Genomic DNA, 21,598 nt, shown 5'->3' on the forward strand with positions numbered 1-21,598 from the left:
AATTTATCATCAATTTTTTTCGCTAAAATACATATAATATAAACTAAGGAATAGACTCATGCCATTATTAGACTCATTTACCGTTGACCACACAATTATGCCGGCACCTGCAGTGCGTAAAGCAAAAGTTATGAAAACACCGTGCGGAGACAAAATTACAGTTTTTGACTTGCGTTTTTACAAACCAAACGAAGAGAAAATGGACGGACGGGGAATTCATACCTTGGAACACCTTTTTGCAGGATTTATGCGCAATCATTTAAATTCGAAAAATGTTGAAATTATAGACCTCTCGCCGATGGGATGCCGTACAGGATTCTATATGTCGGTAATTGGAACTCCTGATGAAAAAAGAGTGGCAAAGGCCTGGAAAAAATCTATGGAAGATGTCTTACATGTAAAGAGCAAAAAAGATATTCCTGAACTCAATATTTATCAGTGCGGAACCTATAAAATGCACTCTCTTAAAAATGCCAAAAAAATTGCCAGTGACATTCTTTCGCATAAAATAGGCGTGATGGATAACAAAAAACTGCAACTGAGTAAAAAGAAACTTAAAGAGATAAACAGCTAATGTTGGTTTTAGTACCGATGAACACTGCAGATGTGCAAGAAGCCGAGATTACACCGGTTTTAGAAGCAAAAACATGGGCACAGCTTCGTATAGAAGAGGGTGAACTTGTAGAGGTACTGCATTGTGACACATACGACGGTTTTGAGAACTGGTCTGAAGCCGTTGTTGTAAACAGCGATGGTGAACCTGTTATGGACTTTATGAATATGTCCATGATGGTACTCGTTGCACATACGCAAAAAACGATTGATGAGATTGTAGAAGCGTATTTATTTCGAGAACTGCATGATCTTGCATATTAGGAAAAACAATGGAGTTAAAACAGTTTTTAGAACTTTTTAACCCTCTGCCGGGAAATCACTATATTCAGATTACCGACAAAATTGATGCAACGACCCTTGCTTTGCAAAAAATGATTGCAGCAGTTGAGGGTGAGTTTCATCTGGCTCTTTATACAGAAAAAAAGCTGCAAATTCCCGATGCCCTCAAAGAGATTAAAATAGAGTATATACCAAATTTTTCAAAACCTTTTCGTGCATTGCCCAGAGATCATGACATCGTAATTTTCAAAGATGTTTTTTTTAAGCATCAAAACCCGGAGTTGCTCCTCAGAATTGCCTACACAACACTTGCAAATACGGCAAATGTGATAATTATGCAAAAAAAAGGAACAATGGATATAGAAAAGACAAAAGAGCTGTTGGAAAAATTTGAATTTCGCGCTCCCAATGCCATAGACATACTGCCTGAATATGATCTGGTCATGGCAAAAAAAATGCACATGTGGGGTAACGGGTTATAATTTTTCTCAAACTTCACCTGCCCCTTTTGCAGTTCGTTTGACACAGGAGATGATTCCTTTTGATGAGCTAAAAGAAGTGTTTCATCAAAAAATCATCAAATAATTTTATAAAACATCAAACCTGTCTAAATTCATCACTTTATCCCATGCCGAAATGAAGTCATCTACGAACTGTTCCTGTTTGTCATCTTGGGCATAAAATTCTGTTTGTGCTCGCAGTTGCGAGTTTGCACCAAAAATCAAATCTGCGCGTGTGGCTCTGTATCGAATTTCGCCGTTGTGGTGGCCCTCAAACAAGCTGTGTGTTTCATCTGCCGGTGACCATGATAAATTCATATCTGCCAAATTGACAAAAAAATCATTACTGAGACTCTCTTTTTTATCGCTGAGCACTCCATAATCACTTTGGCTATAATTGATCCCGAGCACTCTCAGCCCACCGATGAGCACTGTCATTTCAGGAACACTCAGTGTCAATTGTTGTGCTTTGTCGAGTAAAAGACGTTCAGCAGCTACCTGAGACTCTTTTGGAAGATAATTTCTAAAGGCATCTCCCTCTTTTGGTTCAAGGTATGCAAAGCTGTGAACATCGGTCTGCTCCTGTGTTGCATCAACTCTTCCCGGCAGGAAAGGAACTTTTTTTGCATAGCCGCCATTGTGTACAGCTTTTTCAAGTGCCGCTGCTCCTCCAAGGATAATCATGTCCGCAAGTGAAATTTTATTTTTATGATTTTCATTGAAATTCTCTCGAATTTCTTGCAAAGCAGATAATACTTTTTGCAGCTGTATCGGATCGTTCACCTGCCAGTTTATTTGTGGTTCCAGAGCAATTCTTGCACCATTGGCACCGCCTCTTTTATCTGAATCTCTGTAGCTTGCAGCAGATGACCAGGCGGTATACAGCAGCTCGGAGATTTGCAGGGAGCTTTGTAAAATCTCTTCTTTAAGAGCTTCTGTCTCATCGTCATTTATCAGCGTATCCTCATTAACAGCAGGAAGCGGATCTTGCCATAAGAAGTCATCTTGCGGTACTTCCGGCCCAAGATAACGTGATTTTGGACCCATGTCCCGGTGTGTCAGTTTAAACCATGCTTTTGCAAAACTTTGGGCAAATAATTCCGGATTTTCTAAAAAAGAGCGGGAAACTTTTTCAAATTCAGGATCCATTCGCAGTGCCAAATCTGTTGTAAACATAATTGTTTTGTCTTTTTTCCCTTCTATATGTGCATCAGGGGCCAAATCTTCTGCATCAGGATTGACAGGGACCCATTGCCACGCACCTGCAGGGCTTTTTTCAAGATTCCATTCATATTTAAACAGGATTTCAAGATAGCTGTTGTCCCATTTTGTAGGAGTCGGTGTCCAGGCACCTTCCAAGCCGCTTGAAATAGTATCGGCTCCTTTGCCGCTTTTATAGCTGTTTTTCCAACCAAAGCCCTGTTGTTCCAATGGGGCTGCTTCAGGTTCGGGACCTACATACTTTTGAGGATCAGCGGCTCCATGGCTTTTGCCAAAGGTATGTCCGCCTGCAATAAGCGCAATTGTTTCTGCATCATTCATTCCCATTCGACGAAAACTTACCCGTATGTCCTCAGCGGCAGCCAAAACATTCGGTTCTCCGTTAGGGCCTTCAGGATTCACATAGATAAGTCCCATCTGTACAGCAGCTAATGGGTTTTGAAGCTTTTTGTCCTCTGAATGGCGCTTGTCTGCAAGCCACTCCTCTTCCTCTCCCCAGTAAATGTCTTCTTCTGTCTGCCAGATATCTTCACGGCCGCCGCCAAAACCGTAAGTCTGTAGACCCATAGATTCCATCGCAACAGTTCCGGCAAGTATCATTAAATCCGCCCAGGAAATTTTTTCTCCATATTTCTTTTTCAGAGGCCATAACAAACGGCGGGCTTTGTCCAGGTTGACATTATCGGGCCAGCTGTTAAGCGGGGCAAAGCGCTGGTTGCCTGTTGCTGCGCCGCCGCGTCCGTCTGTGATTCGATAAGTTCCGGCGCTGTGCCATGCCATACGAATAAAAAAAGGACCGTAATGCCCATAATCGGCAGGCCACCAGGAAACGGAAGTCGTCATAAGCGAAATAAGATCTTTTTTGAGTTCTTCATAGGGGAGTGTCCCAAAAGCTTTTTTGTAAGAAAACTCTGATGTTGCAGGCGTCAGACGCGGATTGTTCTGTGTAAGTATTTTAAGATTAAGCTGATTTGGCCACCATTTTGCGATTTCATCACCATCTACAATGGTATGTTTGTATGATTGCATAATAAATCCTTTAAAGAACTATTTTCTTAATGGAAAATAATTATCCTTTATTATTGCAGAACTAAACTTAAACGATTATTTATTATTAGAAATTTTTACAATTTGTTTCTCTGTGCAATATTTTGAGTAACACAATGGTAAAATAGCATCATGAAAAAAGATACAGACAGATTCGACACAGATATGCATACCTTGGAACTTACAAAAGACGGAAGCTATACGGCCTACTCAAAAGAGTATGCCCAGCACTATCATTCAACAAGAGACGGTGCTCTGCATGAGTCCTTGAAAAAGCATATACTCCCTGCTTCTTTACATGTAAAGGAGAAAAAAGAGGTAGCTATTTTAGATATTTGTTACGGACTCGGGTTTAATACTCTGGCAACAGTATTGCATTACAAAAAATATGCACCGCAGATAAAACTGCATATATATTCTCCGGAGTCGGATGCAAAACTGGTGCAATCCCTGCCTTCTTTTCACTATCCGGAGGAATTTAAAATACTGCACGAGGTAATAACAGCACTCAGTACACAGGGAAGATATGAGGATGAGACGCTTTGCATAGAACTTTTTTTAGGGGATGCACGGGAGTATGTAAACAAATTTGAAAACAAATTTGACATTGTCTATCAGGATGCTTTCTCGCCTGACGCAAATCCGATGCTCTGGACACAGGAGTATTTCAGTGATATAAAAAAGAGTATGAAAAAAGATGCGATTTTGACAACATACTCTACAGCACTCAAAACCCGTCTGGCCTTACATGTAAACGGGTTTTATATCTATTTAAACAAAGGAGAGGATTTCAGAGCTGCAACGGTGGCATCTCTGAGGGAGTTAAGCAACTTTGAACCGGTGAATATGCAACACAAGATTACATGTAACCCTGACGTACAACCCTTGCGAGACAGTGAACTGAATTTTTTGTCACCTGTTTAGTCATTGATAACATCCAAAAACTCTTTTCCAAACTGTGCGAATTTCTTTTCTCCCACACCGTTTACTTCAAGCATCTCTTCTTTGTTGGTCGGCATGTCATTGGCAAGGTGTTTGAGTGTTTTATCTCCAAAAATGATGTAGGCAGGTACCCCCATTTCACTTGCGAGTTCGGCTCTTTTTGCCCGAAGTTTTTCAAATAACTCTTCATCATAATCAAACTCTTTTGCCTGTTTGATCTTTTTCTCTTTTATGTTTATCTGGAGTCTGGAAGATTTGATATCTACAAGTTTTTGTGATTTGAGTACGGCTATGGCATCATTTGTGAGTTTTAAAACGCTGAAATCACCCAGCAGTAAGATTTTTAATTCCAAAAGGCGTTCAATGATGACAAACCACTCTTTTTTGCTTAGTTCCAAACCGATGCCATAGACTGAAAGCTTGTCAGCACCGTTGGCAAGCAGCTTTTGTTCAGTGGAACCGCGAAGAATATCTATGATGTAGTTTTTTCCAAAACCCTGATTGGTCTTGTAGATTGTACTGAGAATCATTTGTGCCTCTTTGGTGATATCCTGGCGTTTGTCATCGGATGTCAGACAGTTGTCGCAGCGTTCTTTACAGGCATCAAGAGTGTCGTTAAAGTATTCGGCAAGCTGTTTGTGAAAGCAGATCTCGCTGGTGGCATATTTGTATATTTTGTCTATTTTTGTATCAAGATGGGCTTTGTACTCTTCATTTTCGATGTCTGCCAGAAACCTTTTATGCTGTGCCATATCGCCTGCATTAAACAGCAACAGCACTTCGCTGTCTTCACCGTCACGTCCCGCACGTCCGATTTCCTGATAGTAGTTCTCCTGTGACTTTGGCAGGCTCATATGCACGACAAAACGGATGTCGCTTTTGTCTATGCCCATGCCAAAGGCGATGGTCGCTACCATAATGTTGATCTTGTCGTTGACAAAGATTTTAAAATTCTGTTCTCTTACATGTTGAGGCAGGCCTGCATGGTAGGCAAGAGATTTGTAGCCGTTGACATTTAAAAAAGTGCTGAGTTCTTCGGCTTTTTTTCGCGAACTCACATATATGATTCCGCTTTCGTCTTGGTGTCTTGCCAAAAAGTTTTTAAGCTGTGCATGGCCGTTGCTTATGCGTCTTTGCGCGGAAATAAAAATATTTTTGCGAAATACTTTTCCTTTGAGCAAAAGAGGGTTTTCAAGACGCAGTTCTCTTAAAATATCCTGTGTGACATTGTCTGTTGAAGTTGCGGTAAAAGCGGCGATTGTCGTATGTGGAAAGTTGTGTTTGAGATTTCCCAAGGCACGATAATCATCACGAAACTCATGTCCCCACTGCGAAATACAGTGTGCCTCGTCAATCACAAAAAAGTTTACATGTAAACCGTGCAGCAGTTCAATGGTATGTCCGTTGTTTAAGCGTTCGGGAGAGAGATACAAAAACTTTAAAGCACCGCTGTATGCCTGTGATATAATATCCTGCACCTCTTCATAACTTTGTGCCGAGCTTATCATTTGTGCAGATATGTTTTGTGCCTGCAGTGCGCGTACCTGATCCTGCATCAGGGCGATAAGAGGAGAGATGACAATAGTAATGCCCTCCATCATCATCGTCGGGAGCTGATAAACAAGAGACTTTCCGCCGCCGGTTGGCAGTATCATCAGTAAATCCTGCCCCTTTAAGATGGCATCCACACCCTCTTCCTGGAGTTCTCTAAAGCTGTTATGTCCGAAATTGTCTTTTAATATCTGATTTTTGATTTGTACTCCATTAGTTGTCAACTTTTTTTCTGCACAGCTGATTGTTGTTGCTTTGACTCTCAGCCCACCCTGAAGGATGGGTTCCTGGCATTTATTTTCCCGGAATCGGTACTTCAGTGCCGACTGCCACAACTTTCCTGCCGTTTTCAGCCCGCACTACAGAAAAAAATTAATAATTTGCACTTATTCGATCTACTTCATCCCATGAGAGTGAAGTTGATTTTTGATGTTTGATGATATGTGCGACGTACCGGGCAAACATATCTGTCTCGACATTGACACGACTGCCTTTTTTGTAGTTCTTAAAAAGTGTCTCTTTCATTGTATGCGGAATGATAGTCAGACGAAAACTGTTTTCGTCGACATCATTGACCGTAAGGCTGACCCCGTCAATGGTAATGGAGCCTTTTGGCACAATATAGGGAATAAATTTCTTCTCTACTGTTATAAAAACATCATAAGAGTTGCCGTTGTTTTTGATCTCTTTAATGGTGCCTACAGTATCAACATGTCCCTGAACGATATGCCCCTCAAACCGGTCACCCATTTTCATAGCAGGTTCTATATGCACCTCGTTTTTATAATTTTCAATGGCCAAAAGTTTTTGGCTCTCAGGAGAGAGTTCTACGGCAAAGCCGTCTGGATTTACTTTTACTACGGTTAAACAGGCACCGTTTACGGCAATTGAATCACCGATACCGGCTTTGTATGTTGCTCTGATACTGAGAGTGGAACCCACAAAGCTTTTCACTGTTGCAACTTCTCTGATTAGTCCTGTAAACATATATCTGTTTCTCCTCTGCCTCATGAGAGGCTAGCGCAGTTAATCGGGACGTGTTCCGATTCACGTGTTAAAAAACTAGAAGACGATTTTACCGTCTTCTTGAAGACCCTTAATGATAGCTTTGGCTTTTTCATGTCCTTGATAGGCAGCTTTTCGGCACAGGTCAAGGGCTTTGTCATGATCCTCTTCACAGCCTATTCCCTGATCATACAGGAGTCCAAGATTATACAGCCCTTCTGTGAGTCCGCCATCAGCTGCACGCTTGAAACAGATAAAAGCTTTTGCATCGTTCTGTATCACGCCATGGCCCTCTTTGTAGAGTGCGCCAAGATTGTTAAATGCCTGCAAATGTCCGCGTTTTGCCGCCTCTTCATACCAAAATGCGGCTTCTGAGTAGTTTTGCATACAGCCAAGCCCGCGCTCAAGCATAAGCGCAACTTCATACATGGCAGGCGGAACGCCTCTTGTTGCCGCTTCCATATGCAGCTCATATGCTTTGAACATGTCATGTTTGACACCGCCAATACCGTTTTCATATAAAATAGCGAGATTAAAAAGGGCATAAGGCTGTTTTGCCTCGGCTGCCTTTGTGTAGAGCTCCAGTGTTTTTGCCTCATCCTTTTCACACCCCTGTGCCATTTGGTGCATATAGCCCAAAGAGGTTTGTGCATCGGCATTGCCTTCTTGGGCAAGCTGTGTATAAAGTTTGTATGCAGTTTCAAAATCACCGGAATTATAGGCTTCGTTTGCTTTTTGTATCATTATTCTTCATTCTCCGTACGAATTGGTTGTCTAAAAGTTGTTGTATTGCCTTTGGCGGCTGCTTTTGCTTTTCTTACTTTTTCTAATAATTTTTCTTTGCTGCTGAGATGTTCGTCCCGTATTTTATGCTTGTAACTGCCGTCAATTTCTGGGTCATAAACCAGTATTTCGGGTACATAATCTTGAAATAAATCTGTACGCATCTTAAAAACCTCAGGTAATTTACTTTATATTATGCAAATGATACTGAAAAATGATAAAATTCGCATTAATAAAGTAAGTTTATATAAGTAATTTAAGGGCATCTCTAAAAACCCTGATATCCCTCAAAGCCAAAAAGAGGAGTGAGATTGTGCAAAACTTTTCTTGAAGCATAGCCGTAGCTACGGTGATCGAAAATTTTGTGCAAGATTGCTTCTCTTTTTGGCTCCGGCAGGGCATTATAGCAAAAGCACTACTGCTTCGTTAAAACCACTTGAAGCTACTCGTAGCTCCTGCGTAGTTTTGCCTTGCATTAGTACCTTCGCTATAATGTTGAGATATATCAGGGTTTTTAGAGGTGCCCTTAATTAGCCCATTCTCAAAAAATTAAACTACTTATATAAACAAGCTATGCTAACAGGATGTATAAATGAATTATGATGTAATAGTAGTAGGCGGTGGACATGCCGGTATAGAGGCTTCTTTGGCGGCAGCTCGAATGGGGAACAAAACACTGATGATTTCCATGCTTGCGGAAAATGTCGGGGCAACTTCCTGTAATCCTGCCGTAGGCGGACTCGCAAAAGGGCATTTGGTACGTGAGCTTGATGCACTCGGCGGCGAAATGGGACTCATTACCGATGAAGCGGGCATACAGTTTCGCATACTCAATCAGACAAAAGGGCCTGCAGTTCGCGGAAGCCGTGCACAGATAGATATGGACAAGTACCGTGTAATCGCCAGAAATGTTGTACTCAATACGCCTAATCTTGATTTGGCACAGGATACGGTTGAATCATTAATCATAGAAGAAGATGAGGTAAAAGGTGTCCGCACAGCATTGTTAAATGAGTACAGAGCCAAAAAAATCATCATTACTTCGGGGACATTTCTCAACGGTATAATCCATATAGGCGAGGTGCAGCAAGAGGGCGGACGTTTTGGAGAACCACGAAGCGTCGGACTTTCTGCTTCGCTTAAAAATGATGCAGGGCTGAGTATGGCACGCCTCAAAACCGGTACCTGTGCGCGTATTGACAGTTCAAGTATTGATTTTTCTGTCATGGAAGAACAGGATGGGGATGCCTTGCCGAATCCTTTCAGTTTCAGAACAGACAGAGAAAAATTCCGTGTGACAAAAAAACAGTTGCCGTGCTATATCGCCTATACAAATGAAACGACACACAAAATCATTGAGAGCAATTTTTACAGAGCCCCTCTTTTTACGGGTCAGATTGCAGGAAAAAGTCCAAGATACTGTCCTTCTATCGAAGATAAAATAGACAAGTTCCCTGATAAAGAGCGACACCATCTCTTTTTGGAACCGCAAACCATGGACAATACAGAGATCTATGTCAACGGGCTCAGTACCTCTTTGCCTCCTGAAGTGCAAAGAGAAATGATTCATTCGGTTAAAGGAATGGAAAATGCAAAAATTGTCCGTTACGGCTATGCCATAGAGTATGATTTTGTCGATCCGCGTGAACTGAAGCACTCGCTTGAAACCAAAAAAATCAAAGGTCTGTATCTTGCCGGACAGATAAACGGGACAACAGGCTATGAAGAGGCGGCAGCACAGGGAATTATGGCGGGAATCAATGCCTCTTTGGCATTGCAAAACAAAGAACCGCTTATTTTACGTCGTGATGAGGCATACATCGGTGTACTGATTGATGATCTGGTCACAAAAGGAACGAACGAACCCTACAGAATGTTTACTTCGCGTGCAGAGTACAGACTCCTTTTGCGTGAAGAATCAGCGGATGTACGACTGGGAAAATACGGACATGAACTTGGACTCATCTCCGATGAACAGTATGAAAAAATCAAAATAAAAGCCCAGCAGATACAAGAGGGTGCCAAACTTTTGGAAGAGACAAAATTTACACCAAACAAAGAGTTTAATGCACTGTTGGCATCTATGGACGAACAGCCGCTCAAGGATGTCTCAACTGCACAGCAGCTTATTGCCCGTAAAACATTTGATGTGCAGAAGATGGTCACGATTGTGCCGGAACTTGACAAGTATGATGACTATATAAAAGAAGAAATTTTGGTGGAGGGAAAATATGCCCGTTACGTTGACAAACAGAGCCAGGAAATAGAACGTATGAAAAAATATTTGAAAGTCAAAATACCCGAAGGGTTTGATTTTACGGGTGTGAGCGGGCTCTCCAAAGAGGTACAGGAAAAACTGGCGGCTTTTTCTCCTCCGACACTCCAGGCAGCGATGAATATCAGCGGAATTACACCCGCAGCAATTGAGATACTGCATATATATATCAGAATGGCTGCAAAAAAACTATGAGAACTTTTTATTATGTGCATACGGGGCACAGAATAGGCCTGGACAGATTTCGCAGGGCAGTGGCGATATTCAATGCTTTAAAAGATGAAGATATTACACTGTTGACAAGTGATTATCGCATTGCACAGGCGGCACGTGATTTTGGCATACAAAAGAGTGTGGGGATTGATGTTGTCAGAAATATCCCCCAAATTGCCCATAACGGCGACAAGCTGATTTTTGATTCTGCAGAGGCAAATCCTGTCATGCTTGAGGATATGCGAAACTATTTTTCAAGATTTGTGAGAATCAGCGATAAGCCTGATGAGGTAAAAGCGGAGAGTGAATTTTTGCTCTCTCCCTATTTGGAAGATGAAGGTATCTGCAAAGCCGTGGTTGTAGCTGACAAATACTTTACATGTAAAGAAAAGACAGTACCACTCTCCTATTTTTTCGGAGATGATGATTATGAAAAAGATTTGGAAAAACATTTAGATTTTATAGAAGATTTACGTCCACATTTGCAGCTTGGATTTTATTATTTTCTAGATTATGAAGAAATGTTAAAAACAAGATTCGTTCATTATTTCGAATTTGAAGAGTATGATGAAATGATAATGCAGAGTGAAGTTTTAGTTACAGCTTCGCCACAGGCAGTGCTGGATTCTTTAGCCTCTGGCGGGAAACCTGTTTATATACAGAGAGAAGATTACACACGGGATTTTATTCCTCTGTTTGAAAGCTTAAATATTCCTGTCGTTTATAATTATGATAAAAATCACTTAAATGTGATATTAGAGACTGTTTTTACGAGAAATTATGAAATAATTGAAAAAAATAGTAACAAAACAGCAAACTTTCTAAAGGAAAGCTTAAATTTATAAATAATTAAAACTTATTTGGTATATAATAAGGATTGAAAATTGAATAAAGAAGAGAGAAAACATGAAAAATAATAGCCGTAGAGGTTTTATGGGCAAAGCGTTTGGTGCTGTTGCCGGTGTGGGTGCTGTCGCTTCATTGTACGCGATGAAGAGATCATGGGATCCTTTACCGAGCGTCAAAGCAGCCGGATTTACTACTCTTGATATGTCGCAGTATAAAGAGAATGAGTTGGTAACAGAAAAATGGAGAGGGAAGCCTATTTTCGTTTTAAAGCAAACTGCAGAGATGGTTAAAAAAGCAGAAAAAAATCCTAAAGATTTAGAGAGACTTATTAAAATTGGAAATGATTACTTTTTAGTATGTCTTGGTCTTTGTACACATCTTGGTTGTATCCCTGGGTACAATCCTGACGAAAAAAGCTTTTTGTGTGCATGTCATGGTGGTATGTATGACTTTACAGGGGAGGTGACAAAAGCTCCGCCACCGCGTGGGCTTGATATTCCTCCATTTAAAATTGATGGAGATAAACTGGTTTTAGGTGAAGAAGGACCTGAATATAAGAAGATGCTTGAAAATGGCATAACATTAAAAGCATAAGCAAAGGAAGATAAATGGCACATTTTACAAAAGCAAAAAATTTGCACGATTGGCTTAATCAACGACTTGCGATTGATACGCTTAACCGTGTTTTAGCTACGGAGTATTGGATTCCTAAAAATATTAACTTTTTATGGGCAATGGGTATGATACTTGCGATTACATTCGGACTGTTATTGATATCGGGTATCTTTTTACTGATGTATTATCAACCGAATATTGATTTGGCATTTGACAGTGTAAACTACACGATAATGCAGGAAGTCGGTTACGGTTGGTTATGGAGACATGTTCACGGTGTAGCGGCATCTGTAGTGTTCCTGATAATCTACATTCATATGTTCACAGGGATATATTACGGTTCATATAAGAACGGTCGTGAAATGATTTGGATTTCAGGGATGCTTTTATTTGTTGCGTTTTCAGCAGAAGCATTTTCAGGATACATGCTCCCATGGGGTCAAATGTCTTATTGGGCTGGTATGGTTATTACAAATCTTTTTGCTGGTGGTAGTTTACATGCTGATGGCTTAGTTGAGTGGATACGCGGAGATTATATTCCTGCTCAAGCATTTTTAAATCGTTTCTTTATGTTACATGTATTGTTGATTCCTTTGGCAATTATCGGTCTTATCGGATTACACTTCGGTGCGCTTCGTATTCCACATGTAAACAACCAGGACGGTGAAGAGATTGACTTTGATGCTGAAGCGAAAAAATATTTGGCCGGCGACAAAGCAAATTCAAAAGTAATTCGTTTTATGAATGACTTTTTGGCAAAAGATATGATGGTTGTGGGAATTTTCCTCATTCTTTTCTTTTATCTTGTCTTTTATCATTATGATTTTGCAATGGACCCTGTAAACTTTGACCCTGCAAACGGTCTGAAGACGCCTGCGCATATTTATCCTGAGTGGTATTTCTTATGGTCTTATGAGATTTTACGTCCATTTTCAACAGATGTTGGACTGATTGCATTTGCTTTTGCACAGGTAATTTTCTTTCTGTTACCATTTTTAGACAGAAGCCCAAATGCAGTGCCTGCGTCACGTCGAGGTCTGTTCAAATACTGGTTCTGGGCAATGTTGATTGACATGATTATACTGACGGCAATGGGTAAAGTTCCGCCAGAAGGTGTATTTAGCGCTATCGGTTTTTACGCGGCTATAACGTTTATCGGTTTATGGATTATACTTCCATTTATCACAAAATTTGAAAAAAAAGTTTAAGGAGTAAACAGTGAAAGAATTATTTATATTAGTGGTCGTAACTGTATTTACTCTTGTGACATACTATTTGGTTGAACCGTTTGCACATTCGCAAATGCACAAACACATAGAAAGTGAAGGGTTTACATACAAAGATTTACCGGCATTGACAAAAAAAGGTGATGCTGCACGTGGAAAAGACCTGGTCATGGGTGCAGGTGCCTGTGTTGGTTGTCACAGTATTGAGGTTGCCGGTATGCCGGCTCCGATGGATCCTGTAACTGCAGCACAAAGCTACGGTGTAAACCCACCGGATTTATCAAATGCAGGGGTTGTTTTCGATGCTAAATTTTTAGCAGCACTCATTAAAAACCCTGCACATGCTTTAATGCTTGAGCATAAATACAATGAAAAAAGCGGTAAATCTTATCCGATGCCACAGTTCTACGGAGCCGGCGGAGATATGGATCAGGAAGTGGCTGACATGGTTGCCTACTTACAGTCAATTGCAGTACCGCAAGAGAAATTAACGCCAAATATGGCATTTGAAGTTGCTTGTGGACGATGTCATGCAATTCATTATCAGTATAATTTAGACGGAAAGCTTCATGCACCGTGGACACAAATCGGAGAAAAACCGACATTCAAACACAAACAGGATGAGTTGGCATTTGAAACAAAAGTGCTTGATTATCAAGACGCTTTAACAAAATATCTCGGTACCTTGCCACCGGATTTAAGTATGTATATCCGTTCTCGCGGAGAGCACTACATCAAAACTTTTGTTGAAGATCCTCAAGCGTATCTTAAAGGAACTGCGATGCCTCGTGTAGGTGTGACTGCAGAAGCTGCTGATAAAGTGATTGAGCATCTTGAAAATGTCGGAGATTCCAAACGTCACAAAAGAGAAGAAATCGGTAAATATGTTATGATATATATTATTATCTTTGCAATATTTGCTATTCTTTGGAAAAAAGAAGTGTGGAGAGACTTGCACTAGTCTTTTTCTTTGGGTTTCCATACTTTGTGTGGGAATCCATTCCTTGGTTATTACAATCAATGTTATTAAGTTAAGCGACTTTTGAGAACCCGTACTTCAGTGCGGGCTGAGAGTGGCAAGAATATTGCAACAGCCGGTACTGAAGTACAGGTTCCGAAAAAGTATTAATTTTTTTAACTTAATAACACTGCGCTATTACCCCTCCTAAAGTTAAGCTTTGATATAATCTTTTTTATGAGATTTAGAGATATCAAAAAAAACACAAAACATCAAAAACAACAACAAAAGAGACCTCACATACGTTATGCGCGTTATCCGGATAGAATAAAAGCACTCATTACCGACTTGTTTATGATATATGCACCTATTTTATATATTATTGCTTATATTGTTATGGGAAGCAAAGAAGCATTTCAGTCTTCGCAATGGGCACCATTTTTCGGGGTAGCAACATATGGATTGATTTACGCCGTTCTTCTGGCAAAATTTGGACAGACTCCGGGAAAAAAAGCCTATAAAATTAAAGTAGTTGACGATAAAACATATAAAAATATAGGATTTTTTCGGGCTTTGTGCCGTTTTACAGTTTTTTTGTTTTCTGCAACAATTCTTTTAGGATTAGCAATTCCATTTTACAGAAAAGACAAAAAAGCATTGCATGATATAATATGCGCAACTGTAGAAATTGAAGTTGATTAAGAAGTGCATCAACTCTAAAAGATATAATGACAAGAATTAAAATTAGGAAATATAATGCTTATTGATAGCTATGACAGAGTGGTAGATTATTTAAGAGTTTCTGTAACCGAACGATGTAATTTTAGATGTCAGTACTGTATGCCCGAAAAACCGTTTTCATGGGTTCCAAAAGAAAACTTATTGAGCTTTGAAGAGCTGTTTGAATTTATGAAAGTGGCTATTGACGAGGGTGTGAAAAAGATTCGCATTACAGGCGGAGAACCGCTTTTGCGCGAAGATCTGGACAAATTTATTCAAATGATTTATGATTATGAACCTGCGATAGATTTGGCAATGACAACCAATGCTTTTTTGCTCAAAGGCACGGCACAGCGGCTTAAAGATGCAGGGCTTAAACGCATTAATGTCAGTATTGATACTCTTAAACCGGAAGTGGCACAGGCTATAGCGGGAAAAGATGTTTTGAAAAATGTACTTGAAGGCGTGGATGAGGCACTCAAAGTAGGGCTGAAAGTCAAAGTAAACATGGTACCTATGAAAAACATGAATGCTGATGAGATTGTGGATGTGCTGGAGTATTGCAAAGAGCGTGATATGAGTGTGCGTTTTATAGAGTATATGGAAAACAAATTTGCCAAAGCGGATATTTCAGGGCTGAAATCATCAGAGCTTCTGGAAATTCTCAGAGAAAAATATGAATTTGAAGATGAAGGTTTTGACGGTGCCTCGCCATCGCATTATTACAGAATGAAAGACGGATACCGGTTTGGTATTATTGAACCCTACGGAGATGATTTTTGCAAGCAGTGCAACCGAATAAGACTGACTGCCGAGGGTAATCTGATACCGTGCCTGTATTTTGATGAGGCAATGAGCATTGCGGAGTCGATTAAAAAGGGTGATATCAAAGGGGCGGCAGCTGTTTTAAAAGAAGTAGTACGCACAAAACCGGAAAAAAATCGCTGGGGCGGAGAAGATGATGAAGTTTCCAACCGGGCTTTTTACGAGACGGGTGGATGATCTACCTCGTTGAGCATTTTTACTCTATTCAGGGGGAGGGCAAGTATGTAGGCACGCCTTCTCTTTTTTTCCGTTTCGGCGGCTGCAATATGAAGTGCGAAGGTTTCGGGTGTAAAGAGACAGCAAACGACGGTACAGAAGTTGTCGGCTGTGATACTGTTTATGCCGTCAATAAAGAGCATTTTTTACAGAGTTGGGTGCCTGTTTATAAAGTAGAAGAACTGCTCAATATTCTCTCTTTGTATGATTTGCCCGAAGCGGTAGACATTGTTTTGACAGGCGGTGAGCCTCTGATTTATGCCAACGATACACTCTTTGTTGCTTTTTTGGAAGCCTTGGTGGCAAAGGGACATCAGATAACTTTTGAAACAAACGGTTCTTTAGCGGTTGATTTTGAAAAATATCCTGTATACAAAGAGTGTGTGTTTGCTCTGTCAGTGAAGCTTTTTAATTCTGGGGAATCCCTGAGTAAACGTCTGCGCGGTGATGTGATTTACAATATTGCCGCAAATGCAAAAGATGCTTTTTTTAAATTTTCCATTGACAAAGAGTCTATAAATATAGCTCTGGAAGAGGAGATACAAAGAGTCACCATACATTCCCCTCAGACCAAGGTTTACTGTATGCCTGTAGCAGGAAGCAAAAAAGAGTTGGAAGAAAATACCGAAGCGCTGATAGAGTTCTGCAAGGCAAAGGGGTACAATTTCAGTGACAGACTGCACATAAGAATCTGGGATGCCAACAAAGGTGTATAGCATCAAGGCAGTTTCATATGTTTTGTCGGAATCCGTACTTTAATGCTCAAACATGATTTGAGAGAAAAACTAAATTTTTTTCTGCAGTCCGGGCTGAGAGTGGCAAGGCTATTGCAACAGCCGGCACTGAAGTGCCGGCTTTGTGTCTTTAAAAATAGGTGAACAAGAGGGATTTATCATGATTATCAGAAAACTTTTTAAATTTGAAAATGCACATATTGTACGGGGATGCTCAACTGTAAAATGCAGAAGTTCGATTCACGGGCACTCTTACAAAGTGGAACTGCTTTTTGCATCCAACTTTTTGGATAACGGACAGATGGTCTATGATTTTGGACTGATGAAGCAAAACATGAAAGATCTCGTGGAGAGTTTTGATCATGCGATTGCTCTGTGGCGTGATGATGATCCGGAGTTTGTCCGTGATATGAAAAAACACTCTGCGCGATGGGTCCAATTGCCGGTGTCGCCTTCTGCAGAGCAGTTTTCACGCGTCATTTTTGTGATGATAGAGAGACTTTTGTCGCTTACATCAACACAAAACGGAGAAAAAGAAGTACGCCTTGAGAGCGTCATAGTGCATGAAACAGCCACAGGTTATGCACAATGTTTTCGTGAAGATGCCCACTCAAAAAACATGGGTGAAATCAAGCTTGAAGAGATTGTTTTTTCTGTGCAGGTTTTAGAGGATTTTAAAGATAAAGACCTATTTGAAAAGATAAAAAGAGGAGAAACTTTTTTAAATCCTGCAAGTGTCTGAGCCCTCTTAATATTTTTTAATAATAGAGTGCTATACTTAAAGCAAACAAAAATATAAAACACTGTTCTTTTGGTATAAAAGGAGAAGAGATATGGCACAGGAAGAGATTAACAAAGCTGTCTCGGGCGAGTATAAACTCGGATTTGAGATAGATATAGAACAGGACACACTGCCTCCCGGGTTAAATGAAACAACCGTTCGTTTCATTTCCCAAAAGAAAAATGAACCGGAGTGGATGACGCAGTGGCGCTTAAATGCTCTTGAAAAATGGCAGAAAATGCAAGAGCCCCACTGGGCACATGTAACTTACGAACCTATAGACTACCAATCAATTTCTTATTTTTCGGCTCCAAAAAAGGGAGCAAATTCTCTTGATGAAGTTGATCCAAAAATTCTTGAAGCCTATAAAAAACTCGGCATTCCTTTGGATGAACAAAAACAGCTGCAGGGGATTGCCGTAGATGCCGTTGTGGATTCTGTTTCTGTAAAAACCACATTTTCTGAGGAGTTGAAAAAGCACGGGATTATCTTTTGTTCTATTTCTGAGGCCCTGCAGGATTATCCTGAACTTGTTAAAAAGTATATGTTCAGTGTCGTACCGATGAATGACAACTATTATGCAGCCCTGAATGCTGCTGTTTTTACAGACGGCACCTTTGTCTACATTCCAAAAGGGGTTCGCTGTCCGATGGAGTTGAGTACCTACTTTCGTATCAATGCACTCAACACAGGACAGTTTGAGAGAACACTGATTGTTGCAGACGAAGGAAGTTATGTAAGCTACAATGAAGGCTGTTCCGCACCAATGCGGGATGATTCACAGCTGCATGCCGCAGTTGTGGAACTGATTGCGATGAGGGATGCGGAAATCAAATATTCTACCATTCAAAACTGGTATCCCGGTGACAAAGAGGGCAAAGGCGGCATTTACAACTTTGTTACCAAACGCGGTCTTTGCAAGGGAGACAATGCGAAAATTTCCTGGACGCAGGTGGAGACCGGTTCCGTCATCACCTGGAAGTATCCAAGCTGTATTTTGCAGGGAGACAACAGTGTGGGTGAGTTTTATTCAGTTGCCGTGACAACGCTTGCACAGCAGGCAGATACAGGAACAAAGATGATTCACCTGGGAAAAAATACAAGTTCTACCATCATCTCAAAAGGAATTTCTGCGATGCGGGGACAGAACAGTTATCGCGGACTAGTCAAAATGGCGGCCAAAGCTGAAGGTGCACACAATCGAAGCGAATGTGATTCCCTGCTTATAGGAAGCGAGTGCGGGGCACATACATTTCCTTATTTGGAGAACAAAAGTGCCCATGCCAAGGTTGAACATGAGGCAACAACAACAAAAATCAGCGACGAACAGCTTTTTTATCTGCGTCAACGGGGTATCAGCGAAGAGGATGCTGTGAGCATGATAGTACACGGATTTTGTAAAGAGGTGTTTAACCAACTGCCGATGGAGTACGCGGTAGAAGCCAAAGCGCTCTTAGAATTAACATTGGAGGGAAGTGTAGGATGAGTACAATGATGGAAATAAAAAATTTGCATGCAAATATAGGTGAAAAAAATATTTTAAAAGGATTGAATCTTTCACTCGAAACAGGGAAAGTTCATGTCATTATGGGGCCAAACGGTGCAGGGAAGTCGACACTCTCCAAAGCCATTGTCGGGCATTATGATATCAGTGTCGGTGAGGGCGATATTGTTTACAAAGGAGAAAGTATTGTTGAAGAAGCACCGGAAATGCGTGCGCTCAAAGGTATATTTTTAAGTTTTCAAAATCCTGTAGAGATTCCGGGTGTGAGCAATGCCTATTTTTTACGAACAGCGGTGAATGCAAAAAGAAAGTTTGAAGGCAAAGAAGAGCTTAACGCTGCAGAATTTTTACGCGAAGCAAAGCGTCTGGCAACGGAACTCGGAATGAAACCTGAGCTCATTACCCGTTCACTCAACGAGGGTTTTTCGGGCGGCGAGAAAAAACGAAACGAAACACTGCAGATGCTGATGCTTGAACCTGATTTTATTATTTTGGATGAGATTGATTCCGGACTTGATATTGATGCTCTGCGGGCAGTAAGTGAGGGGATTAACAAAATCAGAGATGAGAAAAGAACCTTTTTGATTATCACACATTACAGCAGAATTCTTGAGTATGTGAAACCTGACTATGTGCATGTTCTCAAAGACGGCAGAATTGTTAAAACTGCGGGTCCTGAACTTGTGGCAGAGTTGGAAGAGAAGGGATATACAACTCTTGAGGAGTTTTAAAATGAAACAGATAGTTTTGGCAAATATTTTAGCAAATCTTTCTTCTGTGGTCTCACAAGAAACAGCAGCTGCGGCATCCCGTCTGCAACTACTCGGACTGCCTACGAAAAAAACAGAGCAGTACCGGTATTTTCCTATTGAAAAACTCCTCAATGCAGAGTACAGAGCAATCGCAAAAAAAGAGTCTGAAATTGAAGAAGCTGATTTTGTGGAGATAGTTGATGGTGTTGTAGTACGTGCGCCAAAGGGCTTGAAAATCGGCTATACAAAGAGGCGTACTATTGCTGAAGAACATTTTGACCCGCTCTATTATCTTGGGCATCTGCTCTCTTTGGAAGTCATTGAAATCAATTTTGAAAATGACAGCAGCATAAAGATTTTACACAGATATACCCAGGAAAATGCGCTTATTGCCTACAGGGTAGTTGTGCAGACTGCACCAAATATAAAAGTGACACTTTCTGAATCTTTTATAGGCTGTGATGCAAAAGAGAGTTTGGTGCTCTACGGCTGTGATATCCGCCTTCAAAGAGATACGCGATTCACTTTTATAAAAGATGAAACACTCGTTGAGGGTATCTATATACCGGTCCATTCACATTATATAGAGCTGGCAGAACAAAGCAGTGCAGACTTTTTCAGTTTTGATTTTGGCAATGCCGACGGGCTTCAGTTAATACAGGCAAAACTGATGCACTCAAGTGATTTCAGGGCACATCATCTTTTATATACAAAGGGAGAGAGCAAAAGAGGCACAGTTTCCCAGATTGTGCATGCGGCAAGGGAGGCAAAAAGTTCCCAAAAAGCAAAAACAATTTTAGGAGAGAGCGGACGGGGAATTTTTGATGCGCTCATTAAAATCAAAGCAGAAGGGAGCGGTACAAAAGCCTACCAAAACTCCCAGGCCGTTTTACTCAATGACGGGGCCTACATGGCGAGTAAACCACAGTTGGAAATTTATATAGATGATGTGGAAGCCAGTCACGGTTCAACGATAGGGGAGCTTGATGCACAACAGCTTTTTTATCTTCGCTCACGTGGTATTATGCTTGAAGAGGCCAGAAAAATGTTGATTTTGGCTTTTGCAAATGAAATCATTGATGCGATAGAAGATGAAAAAACAAGAGAAAATGTGCACCTTTCTTTTGAAAAGGTTTATTACGGTCATGGACAGTTGGAGTGTATAGCCACCTGCCATCACTGCTGTGAGACTGTGTTTGGAGAAGAGTTGTGAGTGTTAGGGACAAAGTAAATTATTACAAAGAAGATCTGGAGATGTTTGAAACACCAAACGAAAAGTTTGAATATATTTTTGATTTGGGAAAAAAACACACTGTCTTGCCTGAAGAAGAAAAAAATGAAGCAACATTTATAGAAGGCTGTTCTTCTCCTGCCTGGCTTGTCGGTGAGTGTAAAGATGGTAAGCTTGTTTTAAGAGGTGAGGGCAGCAGTGAAATGGCAAAGGGAATGCTGAGTCTGCTTTTAGATATTTTCAGCGGACAGGAGGTGGATGATATTCTTGCCTTTGATTCCAAAGAGCTTGAAAAACTGGGAATAGTCGAGCACCTTTCTCCTGTACGTCAACAGAGTTTAGAGGCTTTTTTAAACAAAGTATACAGTTATGCAAAAAGATGCAAAGAGGAGGAAAAATGAGCGATATAAGAGATATAAGTCCGCAAGAGAGCGAAGCACGGGTTATTGAAGAATTAAAGAAGATATATGATCCTGAACTTCCGGTAGATATTTACAATCTTGGTCTGATTTATGATGTCAAGTGTGAAAAAGATCCGGTGAGCAAATTAAACAGATGCAAAGTTGTCATGACGCTTACCGCACCAACCTGTTCGATGAGCCAGGTCATTATAGATATGGTGAAAAATATTGCCAATACGATAGAAGACGGTTCCGTTGAAGAACTTGATGTTGAGGTCGTGTATGATCCGCCATGGGATCAAAGCAAGATGAGCGAAGAGGCAAAACTTGCTATGGGGATGCTGTAAAATTACGC

General features: G+C 40.7%; 23 protein-coding genes. 18 read left to right on the plus strand and 5 right to left on the minus strand.

Going from position 1 to position 21,598, the window contains the following annotated elements; translation table 11 throughout:
- Positions 1-58: 58 nt before the first annotated feature.
- The 3 genes from luxS to ETP70_RS01260 are packed head-to-tail and all read left to right on the plus strand — an operon-like array spanning position 59 to position 1,376.
- Positions 59-574 carry an S-ribosylhomocysteine lyase gene (luxS, locus tag ETP70_RS01250; protein WP_151899463.1) on the plus strand — a complete coding sequence of 172 codons (516 nt, stop codon included), beginning with the start codon at positions 59-61 and terminating at the stop codon, positions 572-574.
- Positions 574-876: a hypothetical protein gene (locus ETP70_RS01255; protein WP_151899464.1), complete on the plus strand. Its 303-nt coding sequence runs from the start codon at positions 574-576 to the stop codon at positions 874-876. The genes luxS and ETP70_RS01255 overlap by 1 nt, the downstream gene beginning before the upstream one ends.
- A gap of 8 nt (positions 877-884) precedes the next feature.
- A complete protein-coding gene (locus ETP70_RS01260; protein ID WP_188110017.1) occupies positions 885-1,376 on the plus strand; it encodes a hypothetical protein in 492 nt (163 codons plus the stop codon).
- A gap of 105 nt (positions 1,377-1,481) precedes the next feature.
- On the opposite strand, the gene katG is transcribed toward ETP70_RS01260, so the two are convergent.
- Entirely contained in the window at positions 1,482-3,644 is a 2,163-nt protein-coding gene (katG, locus tag ETP70_RS01265) for a catalase/peroxidase HPI (protein ID WP_151899465.1), read from the minus strand.
- Between the two features lie 150 nt (positions 3,645-3,794).
- On the opposite strand from katG, the gene ETP70_RS01270 reads away from it, so the two are divergent.
- The gene (locus ETP70_RS01270) at positions 3,795-4,586 is read left to right on the plus strand and encodes a tRNA (5-methylaminomethyl-2-thiouridine)(34)-methyltransferase MnmD (protein WP_151899466.1); all 792 of its coding nucleotides are present in this window, start codon (positions 3,795-3,797) and stop codon (positions 4,584-4,586) included.
- Here ETP70_RS01270 and recQ read toward each other — a convergent pair.
- The 4 genes from recQ to ETP70_RS01290 all read right to left on the minus strand — a co-directional run bounded on the left by recQ (position 4,583) and on the right by ETP70_RS01290 (position 8,107).
- Positions 4,583-6,358 (minus strand): DNA helicase RecQ, encoded by a 1,776-nt coding sequence (gene recQ / locus ETP70_RS01275; RefSeq protein ID WP_151901477.1) that lies wholly within the window; start codon positions 6,356-6,358, stop codon positions 4,583-4,585. The two genes, ETP70_RS01270 and recQ, sit on opposite strands and share 4 nt — an antisense overlap.
- Positions 6,359-6,527: 169 nt before the next feature.
- Complete coding sequence (gene ribE / locus ETP70_RS01280) at positions 6,528-7,142, minus strand: riboflavin synthase (RefSeq protein ID WP_151899467.1); 615 nt, start codon at positions 7,140-7,142, stop codon at positions 6,528-6,530.
- Between the two features lie 75 nt (positions 7,143-7,217).
- A complete protein-coding gene (locus ETP70_RS01285; protein ID WP_151899468.1) occupies positions 7,218-7,904 on the minus strand; it encodes a tetratricopeptide repeat protein in 687 nt (228 codons plus the stop codon).
- The gene (locus ETP70_RS01290; protein WP_151899469.1) at positions 7,904-8,107 is read right to left on the minus strand and encodes a hypothetical protein; all 204 of its coding nucleotides are present in this window, start codon (positions 8,105-8,107) and stop codon (positions 7,904-7,906) included. The genes ETP70_RS01285 and ETP70_RS01290 overlap by 1 nt, the downstream gene beginning before the upstream one ends.
- Positions 8,108-8,535: 428 nt before the next feature.
- Between ETP70_RS01290 and mnmG the strand changes: the two genes are divergently transcribed.
- From mnmG to ETP70_RS01360, 14 genes are all read left to right on the plus strand, one after another.
- Complete coding sequence (mnmG, locus tag ETP70_RS01295) at positions 8,536-10,413, plus strand: tRNA uridine-5-carboxymethylaminomethyl(34) synthesis enzyme MnmG (protein WP_151899470.1); 1,878 nt, start codon at positions 8,536-8,538, stop codon at positions 10,411-10,413.
- Entirely contained in the window at positions 10,410-11,276 is an 867-nt protein-coding gene (locus tag ETP70_RS01300) for a hypothetical protein (RefSeq protein ID WP_151899471.1), read from the plus strand. The genes mnmG and ETP70_RS01300 overlap by 4 nt, the downstream gene beginning before the upstream one ends.
- Before the next feature lie 61 nt (positions 11,277-11,337).
- A complete protein-coding gene (gene petA / locus ETP70_RS01305; protein WP_151899472.1) occupies positions 11,338-11,874 on the plus strand; it encodes a ubiquinol-cytochrome c reductase iron-sulfur subunit in 537 nt (178 codons plus the stop codon).
- A gap of 14 nt (positions 11,875-11,888) precedes the next feature.
- Positions 11,889-13,103 carry a cytochrome b gene (locus ETP70_RS01310; RefSeq protein WP_151899473.1) on the plus strand — a complete coding sequence of 405 codons (1,215 nt, stop codon included), beginning with the start codon at positions 11,889-11,891 and terminating at the stop codon, positions 13,101-13,103.
- A 10-nt stretch (positions 13,104-13,113) separates the two neighbouring features.
- Positions 13,114-14,082, plus strand: coding sequence for a c-type cytochrome (locus tag ETP70_RS01315; RefSeq protein ID WP_151899474.1), 969 nt, complete (start codon positions 13,114-13,116; stop codon positions 14,080-14,082).
- Positions 14,083-14,316: 234 nt separating this feature from the next.
- Positions 14,317-14,781: an RDD family protein gene (locus ETP70_RS01320; RefSeq protein WP_151899475.1), complete on the plus strand. Its 465-nt coding sequence runs from the start codon at positions 14,317-14,319 to the stop codon at positions 14,779-14,781.
- 54 nt (positions 14,782-14,835) lie between these two features.
- A complete protein-coding gene (gene moaA / locus ETP70_RS01325; RefSeq protein WP_151899476.1) occupies positions 14,836-15,801 on the plus strand; it encodes a GTP 3',8-cyclase MoaA in 966 nt (321 codons plus the stop codon).
- On the plus strand, positions 15,798-16,556 hold the full coding sequence (locus ETP70_RS01330) for a 7-carboxy-7-deazaguanine synthase QueE (protein WP_151899477.1): 759 nt from the start codon (positions 15,798-15,800) through the stop codon (positions 16,554-16,556). The genes moaA and ETP70_RS01330 overlap by 4 nt, the downstream gene beginning before the upstream one ends.
- Before the next feature lie 178 nt (positions 16,557-16,734).
- Positions 16,735-17,316: a 6-pyruvoyl trahydropterin synthase family protein gene (locus tag ETP70_RS01335; protein WP_151899478.1), complete on the plus strand. Its 582-nt coding sequence runs from the start codon at positions 16,735-16,737 to the stop codon at positions 17,314-17,316.
- Between the two features lie 91 nt (positions 17,317-17,407).
- On the plus strand, positions 17,408-18,841 hold the full coding sequence (gene sufB, locus ETP70_RS01340) for a Fe-S cluster assembly protein SufB (protein WP_151899479.1): 1,434 nt from the start codon (positions 17,408-17,410) through the stop codon (positions 18,839-18,841).
- Between the two features lie 5 nt (positions 18,842-18,846).
- Positions 18,847-19,590 (plus strand): Fe-S cluster assembly ATPase SufC, encoded by a 744-nt coding sequence (gene sufC / locus ETP70_RS01345; RefSeq protein WP_151899480.1) that lies wholly within the window; start codon positions 18,847-18,849, stop codon positions 19,588-19,590.
- Position 19,591: 1 nt separating this feature from the next.
- Positions 19,592-20,824, plus strand: coding sequence for a SufD family Fe-S cluster assembly protein (locus ETP70_RS01350; RefSeq protein WP_188110018.1), 1,233 nt, complete (start codon positions 19,592-19,594; stop codon positions 20,822-20,824).
- On the plus strand, positions 20,821-21,243 hold the full coding sequence (locus ETP70_RS01355) for a SufE family protein (RefSeq protein WP_230973292.1): 423 nt from the start codon (positions 20,821-20,823) through the stop codon (positions 21,241-21,243). Before ETP70_RS01350 ends, ETP70_RS01355 begins: the two co-directional genes overlap by 4 nt.
- The gene (locus tag ETP70_RS01360; RefSeq protein WP_151899482.1) at positions 21,240-21,590 is read left to right on the plus strand and encodes a metal-sulfur cluster assembly factor; all 351 of its coding nucleotides are present in this window, start codon (positions 21,240-21,242) and stop codon (positions 21,588-21,590) included. The genes ETP70_RS01355 and ETP70_RS01360 overlap by 4 nt, the downstream gene beginning before the upstream one ends.
- Positions 21,591-21,598 lie beyond the last annotated feature (8 nt).

This window comes from Sulfurimonas hydrogeniphila (assembly GCF_009068765.1).
GTDB lineage: Bacteria > Campylobacterota > Campylobacteria > Campylobacterales > Sulfurimonadaceae > Sulfurimonas > Sulfurimonas hydrogeniphila.